Origin of the sequence: uncultured Roseobacter sp. (assembly GCF_947499265.1) — a bacterium.
GTDB lineage: Bacteria > Pseudomonadota > Alphaproteobacteria > Rhodobacterales > Rhodobacteraceae > Roseobacter.
Window position 1 is genome coordinate 306168 of the sequence record NZ_CANMNK010000003.1, and the last position, 18436, is coordinate 324603.

General features: G+C 59.5%; 18 protein-coding genes. 9 read left to right on the forward strand and 9 right to left on the reverse strand.

All coding sequences use genetic code 11. From position 1 onward, the window contains the following. The first annotated feature begins 103 nt into the window (after positions 1-103). Complete coding sequence (locus Q1A63_RS09555; protein ID WP_298970967.1) at positions 104-1105, forward strand: D-cysteine desulfhydrase family protein; 1002 nt, start codon at positions 104-106, stop codon at positions 1103-1105. Between the two features lie 18 nt (positions 1106-1123). Here the strand turns inward: Q1A63_RS09555 and Q1A63_RS09560 are convergent, their stop codons facing one another. Both Q1A63_RS09560 and Q1A63_RS09565 read right to left on the reverse strand, forming a co-directional pair. Then, entirely contained in the window at positions 1124-1753 is a 630-nt protein-coding gene (locus Q1A63_RS09560; protein ID WP_298970965.1) for an NAD(P)-binding oxidoreductase, read from the reverse strand. Positions 1754-2255: 502 nt separating this feature from the next. Continuing rightward, entirely contained in the window at positions 2256-2549 is a 294-nt protein-coding gene (locus Q1A63_RS09565; RefSeq protein ID WP_298970963.1) for a DUF2312 domain-containing protein, read from the reverse strand. A gap of 243 nt (positions 2550-2792) precedes the next feature. Between Q1A63_RS09565 and Q1A63_RS09570 the strand changes: the two genes are divergently transcribed. The 3 genes from Q1A63_RS09570 (at position 2793) to Q1A63_RS09580 (ending at position 4585) form a co-directional block, all read left to right on the forward strand. After that, positions 2793-3035 (forward strand): hypothetical protein, encoded by a 243-nt coding sequence (locus Q1A63_RS09570; protein ID WP_298970961.1) that lies wholly within the window; start codon positions 2793-2795, stop codon positions 3033-3035. 63 nt (positions 3036-3098) lie between these two features. Beyond that, positions 3099-3962, forward strand: a complete 864-nt coding sequence (locus Q1A63_RS09575; RefSeq protein WP_298970960.1) for an MBL fold metallo-hydrolase — start codon at positions 3099-3101, stop codon at positions 3960-3962. 191 nt (positions 3963-4153) lie between these two features. After that, a complete protein-coding gene (locus Q1A63_RS09580; RefSeq protein WP_298970957.1) occupies positions 4154-4585 on the forward strand; it encodes a TIGR01244 family sulfur transferase in 432 nt (143 codons plus the stop codon). Between the two features lie 110 nt (positions 4586-4695). On the opposite strand, the gene Q1A63_RS09585 is transcribed toward Q1A63_RS09580, so the two are convergent. The 5 genes from Q1A63_RS09585 to Q1A63_RS09605 all read right to left on the reverse strand — a co-directional run bounded on the left by Q1A63_RS09585 (position 4696) and on the right by Q1A63_RS09605 (position 10789). After that, complete coding sequence (locus Q1A63_RS09585; protein WP_298970956.1) at positions 4696-5886, reverse strand: flagellar motor switch protein FliM; 1191 nt, start codon at positions 5884-5886, stop codon at positions 4696-4698. A 123-nt stretch (positions 5887-6009) separates the two neighbouring features. Then, positions 6010-8703 (reverse strand): ATP-binding protein, encoded by a 2694-nt coding sequence (locus Q1A63_RS09590; protein WP_298970955.1) that lies wholly within the window; start codon positions 8701-8703, stop codon positions 6010-6012. After that, positions 8703-8981 carry a hypothetical protein gene (locus tag Q1A63_RS09595; RefSeq protein ID WP_298970953.1) on the reverse strand — a complete coding sequence of 93 codons (279 nt, stop codon included), beginning with the start codon at positions 8979-8981 and terminating at the stop codon, positions 8703-8705. The genes Q1A63_RS09590 and Q1A63_RS09595 overlap by 1 nt, the downstream gene beginning before the upstream one ends. A 3-nt stretch (positions 8982-8984) precedes the next feature. Further along, positions 8985-9368, reverse strand: a complete 384-nt coding sequence (locus tag Q1A63_RS09600) for a response regulator (RefSeq protein ID WP_298970951.1) — start codon at positions 9366-9368, stop codon at positions 8985-8987. A 131-nt stretch (positions 9369-9499) separates the two neighbouring features. Continuing rightward, positions 9500-10789: a short-chain fatty acyl-CoA regulator family protein gene (locus tag Q1A63_RS09605; protein WP_298970949.1), complete on the reverse strand. Its 1290-nt coding sequence runs from the start codon at positions 10787-10789 to the stop codon at positions 9500-9502. 237 nt (positions 10790-11026) lie between these two features. Here Q1A63_RS09605 and Q1A63_RS09610 point away from each other — a divergent pair, with 237 nt between their 5' ends. The 5 genes from Q1A63_RS09610 (at position 11027) to Q1A63_RS09630 (ending at position 16232) form a co-directional block, all read left to right on the forward strand. Further along, positions 11027-12379, forward strand: coding sequence for a substrate-binding protein (locus tag Q1A63_RS09610; RefSeq protein ID WP_298970947.1), 1353 nt, complete (start codon positions 11027-11029; stop codon positions 12377-12379). A 78-nt stretch (positions 12380-12457) separates the two neighbouring features. Continuing rightward, the gene (locus tag Q1A63_RS09615; RefSeq protein ID WP_298970945.1) at positions 12458-13489 is read left to right on the forward strand and encodes a branched-chain amino acid ABC transporter permease; all 1032 of its coding nucleotides are present in this window, start codon (positions 12458-12460) and stop codon (positions 13487-13489) included. Continuing rightward, positions 13489-14688, forward strand: a complete 1200-nt coding sequence (locus Q1A63_RS09620; protein ID WP_298971593.1) for a branched-chain amino acid ABC transporter permease — start codon at positions 13489-13491, stop codon at positions 14686-14688. Before Q1A63_RS09615 ends, Q1A63_RS09620 begins: the two co-directional genes overlap by 1 nt. A gap of 11 nt (positions 14689-14699) precedes the next feature. After that, positions 14700-15464 carry an ABC transporter ATP-binding protein gene (locus Q1A63_RS09625; RefSeq protein ID WP_298970943.1) on the forward strand — a complete coding sequence of 255 codons (765 nt, stop codon included), beginning with the start codon at positions 14700-14702 and terminating at the stop codon, positions 15462-15464. A gap of 12 nt (positions 15465-15476) precedes the next feature. Continuing rightward, positions 15477-16232: an ABC transporter ATP-binding protein gene (locus Q1A63_RS09630; protein ID WP_298970940.1), complete on the forward strand. Its 756-nt coding sequence runs from the start codon at positions 15477-15479 to the stop codon at positions 16230-16232. 29 nt (positions 16233-16261) lie between these two features. Here Q1A63_RS09630 and Q1A63_RS09635 read toward each other — a convergent pair whose 3' ends face one another. Both Q1A63_RS09635 and Q1A63_RS09640 read right to left on the reverse strand, forming a co-directional pair. Beyond that, a complete protein-coding gene (locus Q1A63_RS09635) occupies positions 16262-16879 on the reverse strand; it encodes an N-acetyltransferase (protein WP_298970937.1) in 618 nt (205 codons plus the stop codon). Positions 16880-16908: 29 nt separating this feature from the next. Beyond that, on the reverse strand, positions 16909-18420 hold the full coding sequence (locus Q1A63_RS09640) for an AMP-binding protein (protein ID WP_298971591.1): 1512 nt from the start codon (positions 18418-18420) through the stop codon (positions 16909-16911). Positions 18421-18436: the final 16 nt, after the last annotated feature.

Below are 18436 nucleotides of genomic sequence, written 5' to 3' on the forward strand. Positions count from 1 at the left end.
TTGCCCCCAAGGCCCCGGCGCTTGGTCGTGGCCCAGCTTTTGTGCAACACTGATTTGGGACGCATTGATCCAGTGCCGGATCGGAACGGGAGGACCAAAGATCATGGAATTTGCGCGCGCCGAGTTGGTAAGTGCGGTCACGCCCATCGAACCATTGCCGAACCTCTCGGCGCTGCTGGGCATCGATCTGCACATCAAGCGGGACGATCTGGCGGGCACCACCATGGGCGGCAACAAATCGCGACAGCTGGAATACTATCTGGGGGCGGCGCAGGCCGCCCAGGCAGATACGGTTCTGATCACCGGTGCCGTGCAGTCGAATTTCGTGCGCACCTCCGCCGCCTCCGCCGCAAAACTGGGCATGAAAACGATTGTCCAGCTTGAAGACCGGGTGCCGGATGTCGATGCGCTCTATGGATCGAATGGCAATGTGCTCCTCTCCCGCCTGCTCGGGGCGGAGGTCATGTATTACCCGTCCGGCGAGGATGAAGCTGGCGCAGATGCCGCGCTGCGAGAGCGCGCGGCACAGGAACGGCAAGCGGGCCGCACGCCCTATGTGATCCCCCTGGCCCTTGGAAATCCACCCCTCGGGGCACTGGGGTACATGCGCGCCGCCGAGGAGATCTTGCAGCAGGACAGCGCATTTGACGTGGTTGTCATCGCCTCCGGCAGCGGCCTGACACATGCGGGCATGTTGGCAGGGTTGCGGGCGTCGGGGCACAACGCCCGCGTGATCGGCAGTTGCGTCAGGCGCGACGCTCAGCAACAACGCAGGCGCATCCGCGCCGTTCTTGACGCATTGGCAGAATTGACTGCGCACGCATCACAGGTGGGCGATGACGACATCATGATATGGGATGGGGCGCTGACGCCGGGCTACGGCCAGTTGGGCCCGCCCGCCGCCGAAGCCATGGCGATGATGGCCCGCACCGAAGGTCTCGTGTTGGACCCGGTCTATACAGCCAAGGTCTTTGCCGCCGTGCCGGCCCTTGTTGAAAGCGGTGAAATTACCAAAGGCAGCCGCGTGCTGTTCGTGCATACCGGCGGATTGGCATCGCTGTTTGCCTACCAATCCGCCCTGGAGAACGCATTCCCACACGGCTGAAAACCGGCCTGACCCGGCTTAATTGGACAGGCTGACGGCGCGATGAAGATATGCCAGATCACTCAGTTGTCGGGTCAAAAACCCTGCCACATCGGCGCGTGTGATTTTTAACGTCAGATCGCGCTCCTGAGCTCCAAAACCTTCTTTGTACGCGCCCGTGGCAGGACCATCTGTGAACGCACCCGGGCGCACCAGCGTCCAGTCCAGACCGCTGGCCTGCACGAGCTTCTCTTGCAGTTCATGGTCTTTGAAAACCGGCTTGAGCAGCGCCCCGAACATGATGCGCTTCCAGAAGAAATTCAGATTGCTCCAGCTTTCATGCGCCCCCAGCGTCGATTGGCAGATCAGCCGGGAAACGCCGTGTTCTTGCATGCCCCGGATCACATTCATCGTGCCCTGCGAGCGGATCAGGCTGCGCCGCGACATTCCGGCGCCCAGAGTGACAACCACAGCATCATGACCGGCGATGGCGTCACAAACGTCTTTGGGATGTGTCGCGTCGCCCGCCACAAGACGCAGCTGCGGTGCTTTCAGTTTCAACCGATCAGGGGTGCGCGCAAAAGCGGTGACGCTGTGCCCTTCGGCGAGCAGGCTTTGCACGGTCAGGCGGCCGACTGTTCCGGTCGCTCCAAATACGATGACTTTCATAGTGGAACTCCATAGCTGATCAAACTTTACCTGATGTAAAGTTTACATGGCGCCAATATCCTTCTCTTTACATGATGTCAATATTCTTTTCAGTGTCTTTTTCGCCTGCACTCAGAACCTGAAATCTTCGTTATTTTCTTGGGCAAACAGGGCTGTTTGATCGGACGGTTCTCATTCAAACCCAGATACCGCTCCTAAGAAGGGGCAGCCGGGAAAGCGGGAACCAAAGATATTAAAATCGCGGCACGGATACCCGCGCGCGGTTTCAGAAGTCATTTATCACTTATGTGGTGACGATGATGCAGCCACGGAGCGGCGCGCAAAATTCTGCCCCTTTTGATAGAAAATGATGCTTTCGGCCTCAATTTCGCGCGCGCAGCCTTAAGCGCAGCACTCATACCTCAACCAAAACGCCACTCAATTATGCGAACAGCGTTTTGCCCGTCGGGTGAATGCACCGCACCGACATTGGCGGAAACTGCCCGTCACATGAGGCCTAAGCTCACATGCCGAGCGCTTCTTTATACATCTCCAGAACCGCCTCTTCTTCGGCGATGTCATCCGCATCCCGTTTGCGCAGCGCAATCACCTTGCGCATCACTTTGGTGTCATAGCCCCGCGCCTTGGCCTCCGCCATGACCTCTTTTTGCTGTTCCGCAAGATCCTTTTTCTCCGCATCCAGCCGTTCGATACGCTCCACAAACTGGCGCAACTCATTGGCTGTGACGCGATAGGTCGCGTCGCCGGGTGCTTCAGCGGTTTCAACAACAGAAGGATCGGTCGCGGTATCGGTCATCGGGAATTCCTCAAGCATCAGGTCAATCAGATCGCCCTTGCCTAGCGATCTGAATCAATACCTGCAAGCGGCTTTAGCAAGCGATTTCGCCAATGACAGTCACGATACGTCGATTGCCCCTCATGGTCAGCTTTTTTGCGTGAAATCACCGATCACGATACGTGGGTTCGTTAAACGAGACCACACCCCATCCGACCGTCTAACACGCTTGCGCTTGAAGTGTGGATTGGATAGCTCAACCTCATGGAACAAACCGATACATCCGCAGCCTTTGACCTTCTGATATGGGGCGGCGCCTCTCTCTCGCTGATTGGTCTGGTTGGTCTGATCTGGTGCATTATCTACGTGGCTCGCGCCCGACGCGCCAAGCTCTCTGATGAAGACATGCGCGCGAAACTGCAAAAGGCGCTGCCCATGAATCTAGGCGCGCTGTTTCTATCCGTCATTGGGTTGATGCTGGTCATTCTGGGGATCTTTCTGGCGTAACGCGCCACTTGCATGGCGCGCGCGCAACACCATATAATTATCGAAGATCAGGGAGTTTCGCACATGTCGCCAGATGTAAAAGCCTTCTTCGACACCACAACAAATACCGTTAGCTATGTCGTTAAGGACCCGCAGGGCACCGCCTGCGCAATCATCGATTCAGTGCTGGATTTCGATCACGCGTCCGGGCGGACCGATACGGCCTCCGCCGACGCGATCATCGACCATGTGCAATCCCACGGCCTGCAACTCCAGTGGGTTCTGGAATCGCATGTGCATGCAGATCATCTTTCTGCGGCACCCTATCTTCAGGAAAAACTTGGCGGTCAGATCGGTATTGGCGACCGGATCACGACGGTTCAGGATACCTTTGGCAAAGTCTTCAACGAAGGCACGAAATTTCAGCGGGACGGCAGCCAATTTGATCGCCTGTTCAGCGATGGCGACAGTTTTCACATCGGGCAGATGCGCGCGGATGTGATGCATACGCCCGGACACACCCCTGCCTGCATGACCTATGTCATCGGTGATGCGGCGTTCGTCGGCGACACGTTATTCATGCCTGATTTCGGCACCGCGCGGTGTGATTTTCCGGGTGGATCGGCGCATGACCTTTACCAATCCATTCAGCGCATTTTGAGCCTTCCAGACGACACGCGCATCTTTGTCGGTCATGATTACAAGGCGCCGGGGCGCGAAGAATTCGCCTGGGAAACCACGGTTGGCGCTCAGAAAGCGCGCAATGTGCACATCGGACAAGATCGCGCCGAGGAACAATTTGTGCAGATGCGCGAAGCACGTGACGCCACTCTGGGGATGCCCAAGCTGATCCTGCCGTCGCTGCAAGTGAACATGCGCGCGGGGAACATGCCGGAACCCGACGAACAGGGTGACGTCATGCTGAAGCTACCGGTGAACAAGATCTAGCATTGGCGACCCTGCGTTTTGGGCGGTGTGGCATTTCCATCTTGAGATGGAGACCTCGTTTGAAGAGCATCACCTGACCATCGCTCGTTTTGGGCAGCAGACACCCGCCCTGCAGTTTTCTTGAGCAAATGTGACCGCTTTGCTACATCGCTGGCTGGACAGTCCCACCGCCGTTTCGTAACAGGTTTCTCATGGACATGCGCCAGATCACACCCCGTTTTTTCGCGGCTCCGCAAATCTCTGCGGAGGATATGCCCGCGATTGCGTCGGCTGGCATAAAACGGGTCCTGTGCAACCGACCTGATATGGAGGTGCCGCCCAGCCATAATTGCGCTGTGCTGGCGGAAGCCGCAGAGGCCGCCGGGTTGGAGTTCGTGATCCAGCCTTTGACGCATCAGTCGATGACACCAGATGTGATCGCAACCAACCACGCCTTGATGACAGACTGCGACGGACCGGTCCTCGCCTACTGCGCATCCGGCACCCGCTCGACCATCGCCTGGGCGCTGGCCGCCGCAAATGAAATGCCCGCGGATCAGGTCATTCAGGCTGCTAGATCTGGCGGCTATGATCTGGAGAATTTGCGCCCGACCCTTGAAGCAATCCACGCTTCGGCAAGGTAGCATCGCGACTAAGCGTTTTTGCCTAAACCGCTTTCGTTTAGCGCTGTCCTAGGTCAGATATGTCAACCTGCTATGGGATAGATCACATCTCAGGCCAGGGACGAAACGCTCTAGGCGATCTTGAAATCAGGCATATCTTCTAAGGATGGCAGCTCGTCCTCATCGCTCAGACCGGGTAGGTCGGACAAATCAGGCAAAGCCGCCATTTCGGTATCCTCGGACAGTCCTGGCAAATCTGACAGATCCGGCAGACCATCCTCACCTTCAAGCGCAGGTAGATCTGGCAAGTCCGGCAAACCTTCTGGTTCATGCTCAATCGCGCCGATGTCGATATCCGGCAGACCCCCAAAATCATTTCCGCCGGGCGCCTCTTTCAAAGGGTCGACCTGGGGCAAGTCCAGCCCTTCGCGATCTTCGGCGCGCCGTGCCGGATGATCCGGCCGCGCCACAGCATTATCCAGTTGAATGGCGCGTTGGCCTTCAATCTGCCCCATTGCGCCACGGCTGACCACCCGCCGGTCACAAGTCATGATCTCCACAGTATCAAATGCATCAGGTTTCAGTGTCAGGACATCGCCCGGCACCAATTGGCTGAGTTTGTCCAAAGGTAATTTCAACCGGCCCAATACGGCGGTGAGGTCGGCCCGAAGGCTCATCACGGATTTTTCGAGCGTTTGGGCGGGTGCAGCGACCCCTGTCTCTTCCGAGGCGATGTGTTCGGGGGCTCTTTCAAAGACAGGCAAGATCAGCGTCAGATTTGATTGAAAGGCACCACCCGCGACATCAATCGTCAACTTCACGATATGGTATTCATTGGCATCAAGCGCCAAACCGAACAACCGGGCATTTTCAACGCGGGCGCCAAACTTGTAGGGGCATAGAATGTCGCGGTCCGCATCCTCTTCCAACAGGCCATGTGATCGCTGAAACAGGGCATCCAGCAAAGGGGCGCACAAGGCAGCATCCGTGGAGGTCAGCGGGCGTGCGGCGGGGGCTTCTTTGGCGACTTTGCCCGTTGTCTGTTGCTGGATCATCGCCGCGACCAGTTCCGCGCCAATCACCGCGCCGCCAACATTCCCCCTGGGGCCGTCCAGCACCACAAGCAGCGATGCATCATCCATCTTGTCGCTCAGCGCGTCACCCCCGCACCGCTCTTGCGTCGCCCCGATCACAGCCAAGGCCATGTCGAACATCTGATCAGCGATTTTTGCGAGGCTGACGCGCAGGGCTTTGGGCACGGTCATAGCCCGTGCCTGATGTTCCTGCTTTCCTGCCTGCGCCTTGCGCTGCAAAACTGACATCTTCGGCCCTTGTCAAAACAACCTGCGCCTCGCCCACTGCGCGGTCCTGTACAGGGAGGGATAAGGGCCAATGGTTACCATAGCCTTTATGGCAAATGCTTCGGTGCAGAAAATCACAAAAAATCATTGTGCAGCAAGCGCCTGCCGCCCGGGCACTGTGACCCGGAATGCGGTACCACCGGTGCCATCCAGATAGTTCACATTGCCTCCCAAACGGGTCATGATCTCGCGACAAATGGCCAGCCCGAGACCGGCCCCTGCGGCATCCTCTGCACCGATCCGGCTGAATTTTTCAAACATGACCTCGCGCGACGCCACCGGAATCCCAGACCCATTGTCGATGAAATCGACGAGGATGCTGTCGCCTGCGCGCTGCACCACAATCTGCAGTTCCGGGGTGTCCGAACCGCAGTATTTCTGGGCATTGGTGATGAGGTTGATGAAAACCTGGCTCAGCCGGTCAAGATCCGTGTGCAGTGTCACGGTTTCTTCCAGCCGACGGCGCTTGATGGCAATACTCCGCGCCTCGCTGGCTTCGGCGGTGGCGACGGCCTGATCAAGAACATCCACCAGGCTGCCGCTTTGCTGGTTCAGCGTCACCTGACCGTTTTCCAGCACGCTGAGATCCAGCAAATCGTCCAGCAATCGCGTCAGGCGGATCGCTTCGACGTGGATGATATTCGCGTATTTCGTCTTTTCCAGCGGACCCAGACCATCGGTATCGCGCAAAATCTCCGAAAACGCCCGGATCGACGTCATGGGTGTGCGCAATTCATGGCTGATCTGACTGAGAAACGCGTCTTTCTGATCGCTCAGCTGCATCAGCTTGGCATTGGCGTGGCGCAGCTTGGCCGCGGTTTGGCTGAGCTCGCGCGACTTGGCCTCCAACTGGCTGGAATATTCCAGCATCTGCGCGGATTCGTCCGCCACCGCCAAGAGATCCTGCACCGACACGGCGCTGCCACCGACGATCTGACTGATCATCGCGTGGGCTGTGGCGCCCCCAACCGAACTTGCCAGTTCCCGCTCCAGTCTTTGCAGAAAATCCGCCGTCGGTTCAGGCAGATAGTCACCGCGCCCCTGCCTTTGCGCCTCGGCCTGGAACAGGCGTTGCGCCTCGCGGGCGCCCAGGATCCGCTGCGCCATGATCATCAGATCTTCGCTTTCGGCAACGGAAGCCTGCCAGCCGCGGGTCTGGCCGGAATGATCGAACACATTGACAAACTGCGCGCCTTGCAGCCGCTCCAGCGGTTGCGGGAAGGTCATCAAAGACACCAGAACGAAACTGACGCCATTGAGCAGCAGGCTCCAGAAGATTGCATGAACCGTCGGATCCAACCCCGGAATGCCGAAGAGCGCCTGCGGACGCAGCCATCCCAGCCCAAAAAGCCCATTCGCGAAGGTGTCGACGCTCAGCGCCGCACCCGGCCCGAAACTGGGCAGCAGCATGGTAAAAACCCAGACCGAAAAGCCAACGCCAAGCCCGACGAAGGCCCCTGCCCGCGTCGCGCCGCGCCAGAAGATCCCTCCCAGCATTGCAGGCAGGAATTGCGCCACCCCGGCAAAGGAAATCAGACCGATCGCCGCCAAGGCACCGGAACCGCCGGAGGCACGATAGTAGATATAACCAAACCCGATGATCGCCAGCACCGACAGGCGCCGCGACAGAATCACGACATTACGTACGTCCCCCGATTGCGTGGCACCGCCCTGCCGCAGATAGAGGAAGATCGGCATGACCACATGGTTCGACACCATCGTCGAAAGCGCCAGCGTGGCCACGATGACCATCGAGGTGGCCGAGGAAAACCCACCCAGGAAGCTGAGCATCGCCAACCCTTCCTGCCCCTGGCTGAGCGGCAGGCTCAGCACAAAGAAATCAGGGTTGGACCCGGCGGGCAGCAAATCGAGCCCGATCACGGCGATGGGCACCACAAAGAGGCTCATCAACATCAGATAGAGCGGAAAGGCCCAGCTGGCGATCTGGAGATAGCGTTCATCGTCGTTTTCCACGATCATGACCTGAAACATGCGCGGCAAACACAGGAAGGCCGCGGCAGACACAAAAGTTAGCGCGGCCCAACGGCTGCCATTCATCTGCCAGGTGCCCAGGGACGACGCATCGATCCGCGCCAGCGTTTCGGACACGCCGCCAGCGATCCCCCAAACGACAAAGACCCCCACGGCCAGCAGCGCGATCAATTTGACGACGGCTTCGACAGCGACCGCGATCACCACACCATGCTGGCGCTCATTGACGTTGAGATTGCGGGTGCCAAAAAGCACGGTAAAAAGTGCGAGCCCTACGGAAATCCACAGCCCCGCTGCGTGCGCATCACCGCTTTCGGCGAGACTGCCATGCTGGGCCGCGATAAAAATCGACAGGGAGGCGGTAACCGACTGCAATTGAAGCGCAATATAGGGGGTCACGCCGATCACGGCCATCACCGTCACAACAATCGCCAGCCCGTTCGACTTGCCATAGCGCGAGGAAATCAGGTCAGCGATGGAGGTGACCTTGTAGCTGCGCCCGATGCGCACCAGGCGCCGCAAAATCCACCACCATCCGACAATGACCAGGCTGGGGCCCAGATAGATGGTGACATATTCCAGACCGGATCTCGCGGCATAGCCGACCGCGCCGTAAAACGTCCAGGCGGTGCAGTAGATCGACAGCGAGAGCGTATAGACCAACGGTGAGCGCAAGAGCCACCCGGCACGGCCCTGAACGCCCGCGCGTTCCGCCGCGAAGGCCACGCAGAACAACAGGAAAACATAAGCCAGGGAAACCGCGACGAGGACATTCAGCGACGCCATCACATCGCCTCGGTTTCATCCGATTGTTCAGGCATGTCGCGGATATTGCGGGCCAGCACATAGGCGATGGCGATCAGAAACCACCAGACCCCAAAGACATAAAGCAGCGCCTGCGACAGCGAAACCGCCTGCGCGGTACCCGGCTCGGCGGTGGGCCAGAGCAGCGGGATCATCCACAGACCCGCCCCCAGAATGGCAATCAGCTTGACCGCATCCATCATCCGGCGCTGGCGGTAGCTGCCACGTTCCAGAAAAAGGGGCGTGCCGGGTTTGGCCATCGCTCAGGTCCGCTGACCGTGGACGTAAAGCAGATCCCGCACGGCTGTCAGCACCTCGGTATTGGAAAAAGGTTTTGTCATGAAGCGGCTGACACCGGCCTTCTCCGCCATTTCGCGATCCCGGCTTTGCCCCCGCGCTGTCAGCATCAGCACCGGCAGATCAGCCGTTTGGGCGTCACCGCGCAGTTCTTCGAGGATGTCAAAACCGCTTTTGCCCGGCAACATCACGTCCAGCACCACCAAATCCGGCTTACGGTCCCGGATCACCTCTGCAGCATCGGTCCCGTTAGAATGCGTGTCCACATCCCAGCCTTCCCGGCTGAGCAAAAATCTGATTGCTTCAATGATATTCAGCTCATCCTCCACCAAAAGCACATGCTTGCCCATCGTGGCGTCCTCCCAAATCTCCACCCTGCCAGGCCCGCCGCCTGTCTCCCTCAAAGTGGAAGTCAAACTATTGTCGGTTTTGGGCGCCCTGTCAAAACCTTAGCCCGGTTTGGCACATATTACCCTTCGCCTTACAGACCGGTGCTTAAAATGGAGGGTTCGCGGCGTCCCGGGCACAGCTCCCGCGGACATACACCACAGGTTGAACCGACCTCAATCACATCCTCCTCGCCGAGGTTCGAATTGGGCAGGACCAGCATGCTGGCCTGCACCAAAGGCGCTTGATTATAGACCGGGCGCCCGACCACATCGGCCACCGCGTAGCACTCGAACCCGGCACGGCCCCGGCCCAATTGTACCAGCGGCGTGCGGATGACCTGCCCCGGCTGACCCAAGGCTGCAAAAAGCGGCCAAAGCGCACAGGCGGCGCCAAAACGTGGAATGACAAAACCCGCGGTCGGTTTGCGAAACAGCAAGCTGCCCGCCCGGTCGCAGACAACCAATCCGGCCTCCAGCTTGGACAACCCCGCAAGCCTGCGAAACACCAGTGACACCGGGGACGCAAGATGACGCGCAAGCTCCACCGGATCCGGGCCCACCGCCTCCAAGGCCGCCTCAAACCGGTGTTTCGTGACCAGCTGCGCGTCCTGAACCACGCGCTCCAGAATGCCCCGGGCCATGTGACGGGCGGCGTTGGATTTCAGGCTTGGGGCAGCGGCGATCATCGTATCCGGTGTCTCATGACCGGCCTCGACCTCATCAAAGGCGTAATTATGATCGCTGAGGAAGCTCTCGAGCTCATCCTGCGGGCTGGCGGCGGCATCCTCGACCCGCTCGCCCGCGTCAAGGTATTCAACCAGCGCCTTCGAGCTGTCGGCCAACCGGCGGCTGTCTTCATTGATGTTGGCGTGAAACCGGTTGCGCCACTCATCCGTCAGGTCTTCTTCGTCAGCAAGAATGGCGGCTGTTGATCGGATCGCTGCCGCAGTCGACAACAGCTCGTGCACGGAGGCGGCGAGATGCGGATCATGGGTGAGCCGGTCAGAGAGCGTTTCCACCGTGCGTTCCAGGCTCGATATGCGCCGGAAGCCGGCCGCCAGCACCTCTGCCCAGGCCGGAAAACGACCGGTGAACTCATCCGCCCGGGCAATTTCGGACGCAGGCAGGTTGGCGCTGGTGGCCGCTTCGCGCAGCGTGGCGATCAGCGCCGCTTCCGCCCCTTCCGTCAGCATGGAGGGCTCGACATTCAGCAGCCGGGCGATGTCCAGCAGCAGTTTACCGCCGATTCTGCGGCGATTATGCTCGATCAGGTTGAGATATGAGGCCGAAATCCCCAGTGATCGTGCCAAATCCGCTTGCCGCAGTCCCGCAACAGACCGGCGCTCCCGAATGCGGCTGCCGGTCAATCCTTCTCGTGCCATAGTGGCCCCTTTTGCAATATCGCGCGTTTTCAACAGGTTTCTGCGCTGCAATATTATGTAATTTACAAAAAACGTAGCATAACTGTGGATTTGTTTACAAAATAAATGAGCATTTCAAGGCACTTGTTGCGACATTTTCTTTAACTAAGCGATAACACCTTTGCACCAAAGTGCCCCGCGCGCCGGTCAAAGAGGAAGTTTGACGGGCGTGTGATTATACCAACTGGGAGGATTTCAATGTCCAATTCGAAACTTACGCGTCGCGGTCTGATCAAGACCGGTGCGGTCGCCGGTGCAGCCGGTCTGACCCTACCGACGTATCTGCGTGCTGACGGGCATGCAGGCTACCTGAATGCCCCGCAAGGCGACACCGTAACGCTTGGCTTCAACGTGCCACAGTCCGGTCCCTATGCGGATGAGGGTGCGGATGAGCTGCGCGCCTATGAACTGGCGGTTGAGCACCTGAACGGCACCGGTGCCGACAACGGCATGCTGGAAACTTTCAGCTCTGATGCTCTGCAAGGCAACGGCATCCTCGGCAAGAAGGTCGTCTATGTCACGGGCGACACGCAGACCAAATCAGACGCCGCGCGCGCATCTGCCAAGTCGATGATTGAAAAAGACGGCGCGATCATGATCACCGGCGGCTCAAGCTCCGGTGTGGCTGTGGCCGTGCAGGCGCTTTGCCAGGAGGCGGGCGTGATCTTCATGGCGGGCCTCACGCACTCCAATGACACGACAGGAAAAGACAAGCGGGCCAATGGCTTCCGCCACTTCTTTAACTCCTACATGTCCGGCGCGGCCCTCGCGCCCGTGCTGCAGAATGCCTATGGCTCCGACCGTAAAGCCTACCACCTGACAGCGGACTACAACTGGGGCTACACCACCGAAGAAGCGGTGCGTTCCTCGACCGAAGCGATGGGCTGGGAAACTGTCAATGCGGTGAAAACACCGCTGACACAAACCGACTTCTCCTCCTACATCGCGCCGGTTCTGCAATCGGGTGCCGACGTTCTGGTGCTGAACCACTACGGCGGGAACATGGTCAACTCGCTCACCAACGCGGTGCAGTTTGGTCTGCGCGACAAGCTGGTCAACGACAAGAACTTCGAAATCGTGGTACCGCTCTACTCGCGCCTGATGGCGAAGGGTGCGGGTGCCAACGTGAAGGGTATCTTCGGCTCGACAAACTGGCACTGGTCGCTGACCGACGAAGGCTCCAAGGCGTTCGTCAAATCCTTCGGCACCAAATACGGCTTCCCACCAAGCCAGGCGGCACACACCTGCTATGTTCAGGCGCTGCTCTATGCCGATGCGTGCGAACGTGCGGGCACCTTCAACCCATGCGGTGTTGTCGAGGCTCTGGAAGGCTTCGAATTCGACGGCATGGGCAACGGCCCGACCCTCTACCGTGCCGACGATCACCAGTGCTTCAAGGACGTGCTGGTCGTGAAAGGGAAAGAGAACCCGACATCCGAGTTCGACCTTCTCGAAATCGTCGAAGTGACCCCTGTCGAGCAGGTCACCTACGCGCCGGATCACCCGCAGGTTGCGGGCGGCAGCTTGGGCACCTGTAACCCAGGGGCCTGATAAGACGCGCAGGGCGGAGCACACCTCCGCCCTGCTCTTCCGGCCACCGGGCCACACTCGTTTCATGAAGGTGGGGACATGGACGCAATCATCCTGCAAATTCTCAATGGCCTGGACAAAGGCTCCGCCTATGCGCTGATTGCGCTTGGGCTGACACTGATTTTCGGCACCCTTGGGGTGGTGAACTTCGCGCATGGGGCGCTGTTCATGATCGGCGCTTTCTGTGCGGTCACGCTGAGCCGCATCCTGACGCTGAGCCACACGGTCGTGGATGAAACCAAAACCGACTTTCTGGGCAATCCGCTCAAGGTCGACGTCCCCTATATCTATGATATCTTTGGGCAAACCACCGGTGATGCCATCATCGATTGGGCGGTTCCGATCTCGATCCTCTTTGCCATCCCGGTCATGGTCGCCATTGGCTTCATCATGGAGCGCGGGCTGATCAAGCATTTCTACAAGCGCCCCCACGCGGATCAGATCCTCGTAACCTTCGGCCTTGCGATCGTGCTGCAGGAGATCATCAAGTATTTCTACGGCGCCAACCCGATCCCAACGCCCGCGCCCGATGCCTTCCGCGGCTCTTTCGACTTCGGCGCGATGCTGGGCTTCGATCCCAATACGATCATCTACCCCTACTGGCGCTTGGTCTATTTCGCCTTCTCCGCCCTGATCATCGGCGCGGTCTTTGCCTTCCTGCAATTCACCACCTTCGGCATGGTCGTGCGCGCGGGCATGGCAGACCGCGAAACCGTGGGCCTTTTGGGCATCAACATCGACAAACGCTTCACCATCATGTTCGGCATCGCCGCCGCCGTCGCGGGGCTGGCCGGGGTGATGTACGCGCCGATCAATTCCCCCAACTATCATATGGGCATGGACTTCCTGGTGCTCAGCTTTGTGGTGGTTGTTGTCGGCGGCATGGGCTCGCTCTCGGGTGCTGTGCTCGCAGGCTTCCTGCTGGGCATCCTTGAGAGCTTCGCTTCTATGGCCATCGTGCTTGAGACCCTGCCCGGCATCAATCAGATCATCATCTATCTGGTCGCAATCATCATCTTGCTGACACGTCCCCGGGGCCTCATGGGCCGCAAAGGCGTGATGGAGGAATAATCATGGGCCTGACAAAAAAAGACTTCACCCTCCTGATCATCGTCGCGTGTCTCGCACTCTTTGCGCCCTTCATCCTGAACCCCTTCCCCGAAGGATCAGCGATGGCGCAGTTCAACGCGGGCTATCCGGACCTGATGCAACGCCTCGTGATCTTCGGCATCTTTGCCATCGGCTTTAACATCCTCTTTGGCCTCACCGGCTATCTCAGCTTCGGCCACGCGGCCTTCCTCGGGGTCGGCTCCTATGCGGCGATCTGGATGATGAAGCTGCTGACGATGAATGTGATCCCCGCAATCATCATCTCGGTGCTGGTCGCAGGTCTCTTCTCACTACTCGTTGGCTGGATCTCGCTACGCCGCTCGGGCATCTACTTCTCGATCCTGACGCTGGCCTTTGCCCAGATGTCCTACGCGCTGGCCTATTCCGTGCTCACGCCGATCACCGGCGGTGAAACCGGCCTGCAGCCGAAATACACCGACCCGCGCATCCTCGACGGTGCGCTGGCGCCCGGGGAAACGCCCCGCGCCAACCTCTTCGGCCTCGATATGAAGAGCAGTTTCCAGGTATCGGCAGGCGATTGGATCTTTACCTTCAACGCCGGATATTATGTCGCCGCCGTGATCATGCTGATCGCCTTTTACCTCTCGATCCGTATCTTCCGCTCGCCCTTCGGCATGATGCTGCGGGCCGTGAAGTCAAACCAGCAGCGGCTGAACTACACCGGGCTGAATGCAAAACCCTATACGCTGGCAGCCTTCGTGATCTCCGGCATGTACGCCGGTCTCGCGGGCGGTTTGCTGGTGGCGATGGACACACAGGTGGGCGCCGAACGCATGTTCTGGACCGCCAGCGGTGAGGTCGTGTTGATGACCATCCTTGGCGGTGCAGGCACCCTGATCGGCCCCGTGCTGGGCGCGGGCTTCATCAAATACTTCGAGAACATCATCTCCAAGATCAACAAGTCCATTCTGGAGCAGTGGTTTGCCTTCATGCCCGATGGCATCGAAGATCTGCTGATCACATTGGTCTACCCCTTCATCGGCAAGGGCTGGCACCTAACCCTCGGCATCCTCTTCATGCTGGTCGTCATCTTCCTGCCCGGTGGTCTGGTCGAGGGCGGACAGCGTGTCGCCCGGCTCTTCAAACGCAAGAAACCTTCGGACGATACACCCGACGGCAAAACAACCCCGGCCGAATAAGGAGACGTCAGATGGGAATTCTTGAGGTTAAAAATGTCGGCAAACGCTTTGGCGGTCTGCAGGCGCTGGGGGATGTGAACCTGAGCGTGGCGGAAAACTCTGTGCATGCGATCATCGGACCGAATGGGGCTGGCAAATCCACCCTGCTCAATTGTCTGGTCGGCAAGCTGATCCCGGACACCGGGTCGGTCATGTTCGACGGACAATCGGTGCTGGGGCGCAAACCCTATGAGATCAACCAGATGGGCATTTCCCGTGTCTTCCAGACCCCGGAAATCTTTTCCGATCTCAGCGTGATGGAAAACATGATGATCCCCTGCTTTGCCAAGCGCGACGGGGCATTTGAGCTGAACGCGATCAGCACCGTGGGCTCGCAGCGTGACATGATCGAAAAAGCCGAACATATGCTGGAAGATATGAACATGGCGGACAAGCGCGAGATGCACGCAGGCTCGCTGTCACGCGGTGACAAACGCCGTCTGGAAATCGGCATGTGCCTGAGCCAGGAACCGCGTCTGCTGCTGCTCGATGAACCCACTGCCGGGATGGCGCGGGCCGATACCAACAACACCATCGATCTGCTGAAGCAGATCAGCGACGAGCGTGACATCACCATCGCCATCATCGAACACGACATGCATGTGGTGTTTTCACTGGCTGAACGCATCACCGTTCTGGCCCAGGGCACCCCGTTGGTGGAGGACACGCCCGACAACATCAAGGGCAACCCGAAGGTGCGCGAAGCGTATCTTGGCGAAACCCAGGACGCGGCATAAGGAGATACCGAGATGAATGTGAAACCCGATTTCTCCAAGAACGCGAATGTCGCGGCCACCGCGCCCGCCTTTCTTTCCGTCTGGGACATGCACGCCTATTACGGCGAAAGCTACATCGTGCAGGGCATCAGCTTCAACGTGCACGAGGGTGAAATCCTCGCCCTTCTGGGTCGGAACGGGGCGGGCAAGACCTCGACCCTGCGGGCCATCGCACGACTGGCCGATCCGGAATTGAAACGGGGTGAAATCTGGCTCGATCACCAACCCCTGCACAGCATGTCGAGCTATCAGGCGAGCCAGGCAGGGCTTGGCCTCGTCCCGGAAGACCGCCGCATCATTGCTGGCCTGACCGTCGAAGAAAACCTGAAACTGGCGCAGATCGCGCCGCCGATCGGCTGGTCGCTGGAACGTGTCTACGACCTCTTCCCGCGCCTGCGCGAGCGCCGCACGCAGGAAGGCGTGACACTCTCGGGGGGCGAGCAGCAGATGCTGGCCATTGCCCGTGCACTTTGCCGGGACATCAAGGTGCTGCTACTGGATGAGCCCTACGAGGGTCTGGCCCCCGTGATCGTGGATGAGATCGAAAAGACGCTGCGGATCATCAAGGAGCAGGGCATCACCACGATCCTGGTGGAGCAAAATGCGGTGCGCGCCCTGCAACTGGCCGATCGCGCCGTGATCCTGGACACCGGTGGCATCGTCTTTGACGGCACGGCGGCGGAGGTGCTGGAAAACAAGGAATTGCGCGAAGAATACCTCGCCATTTGACGCGAAGCCCGCAGGGGTCATGACCACCGCTACGGGATGGCGCGTACCATATGCAGGTGCGTGCCGATCCCGTGGTTTTCCGCAAGCATCGGTATGCGTTTTTCCAGCTCCACGACAAAGCCGAAGTGCCGGTAAAAACCTACAGCATCGTTCTGCGCAGCCACGTCGAGCGTCAGCCACTGACAACCGGCCGCCGCCGCCCGCTCGACAGCATCAGATAACAGCGCCTTGGCCAGCCCGTGCCCCTGCGCCGCACTTGTGAGCGCAAGCTCCATGATATGGAACGCCCCTTCCCGCGGTGTCGGAAACAGCCGGTCCATCCAGATCAGACCGTCTCGCAAATGATCTGCCTTTGCGGGGCTCAGGACACTGGGTTGCAGCTGCATCGACTTCTTGAAATTGGTCTCGAAATCTCTGAGCCTGTACCCGGTACAGAGCCCCAGCAGCTCATCCTCCTGCATCGCCACGGTCGTAAGGCGATGCGACAGCAGAGCCTGCGATGCGGGCCATTCCAACGCCAGAACCTCATGGAAAAGCCGTTTTTCAGGACATAGAAAAGCCCAAAGCGCCGGATCCGTGGACCATAACAGATCGGCCAGGTGATCCACCGACACATCCGGTCTGGCGGCGGTGAGCTGCAAGGTCATAGGGAGATGCGCACGTGATTATTTCCAATTCAGGCAGATGGCTCGGACAACATCGCGCGCAACTCGGTCTTGAGCACCTTGCCGTAGTTGTTCTTGGGCAGCGCCTCCAGCGGGATATAGGCCTTGGGACGTTTGAACCGGGCGATGTGCTCAAGGCACAATTGGTCCAGCCGCGCGGGGTCAACCTCGCCCACCACGAAGGCCACGACCTCTTCACCCCACTCGGGGTGCGCACGCCCCACCACCGACACCTCGCTGACCCCAGGGTCCAGCAGCAGCACCTCTTCGACCTCACGCGGGTAGACGTTTGACCCGCCGGTGATGATCATATCCTTGGAGCGATCCCGCATCGTGATGTAGCCATCCGCGTCCATGAACCCCATGTCGCCGGTCATCAGCCAGCCGTTCACCAGCGTTTTGGCGGTGGCCTCGTCATTTTGCCAATAGCCCGGCATGACAGTATCGCCACGCACCATAATCTCGCCATGGGTGCCGGTCGGAACCGGATTGCCCGCAGCGTCCCCGATGGCAACCTCGACGGCGGATTGCGCGCGCCCGACCGACTGCAGACGGTCGCGCCAGCGCGGATGCGCGCGATCCGCCACATCCTGGCGGGAGAGCGTGGTGATGCCCATTGGGCACTCGCCCTGCCCGTAGATCTGCACGAAGACCGACCCAAAACAGTCCACAGCGTCAATGATATCAGCGGTATACATCGGCCCGCCCGCATAAACGACCGTGCGCAATCCTGCGCCGTCACGCCCCACCGCGCGCGCCACCTGCGTCATCCGTTGCACCATGGTCGGCGCCGCAAAGATCTGGACAGACCCGAAATATGCCGCAAGATCAAAGAGTTCTGCCGGATCAAAGCCACCCGACACCGGACACACATGGCGCGCGCCAACCCGCACATGCAGCATATTGTAGATCCCGGCGCCGTGGCTCATCGGGGCCGCGTAAATCGTGGCATCCTCCGCCCGGGGCGCGTCGGCATCAAGGCCGTAACACAGGCTCATCGCGGTCAGCATCCGGAACGTTATCATCACCCCCTTGGGCTTGCCCGTCGTGCCGGAGGTGTAGAAAAGCCAGGCGAGATCATCGGGGGCACGCTGGGTGATCGTCGTGGCGGGCGCATGGGTTTGCGCTGCGTCGAACGATGGGCCGGGGGCAACCGTGATCTCTCCTCGCGCCTCCGCCTGTTGCAACGCCTCGGCCAATTCAGGCGAAGCAAAGACATGATCGGCACCGGCGTTTTCCAGGATATAGGCCGCCTCGCGCCCGTGCAGCTTCGCATTAATGGGGACCACCGCCACGCCAGCGCTCCAGATGCCATAAAAGGCCACCAGGTATTCCGGGACATTCTTCATGAAGATCGCCACGCGGTCCCCGGGCATCACCCCCTGCGCGCGCAACCACCCCGCCACGGCCTGCGCGCGCACCCAGAAGGTGGCATAATCCGCCACGCATTCTTCCCCCAGAAACAACGCGGGCCTGTCTGGCGCGGTCAGCGCGGTGCGTTCCAGCCAATGCGCGAGATTCATCTTTGCCTCCTCCTGT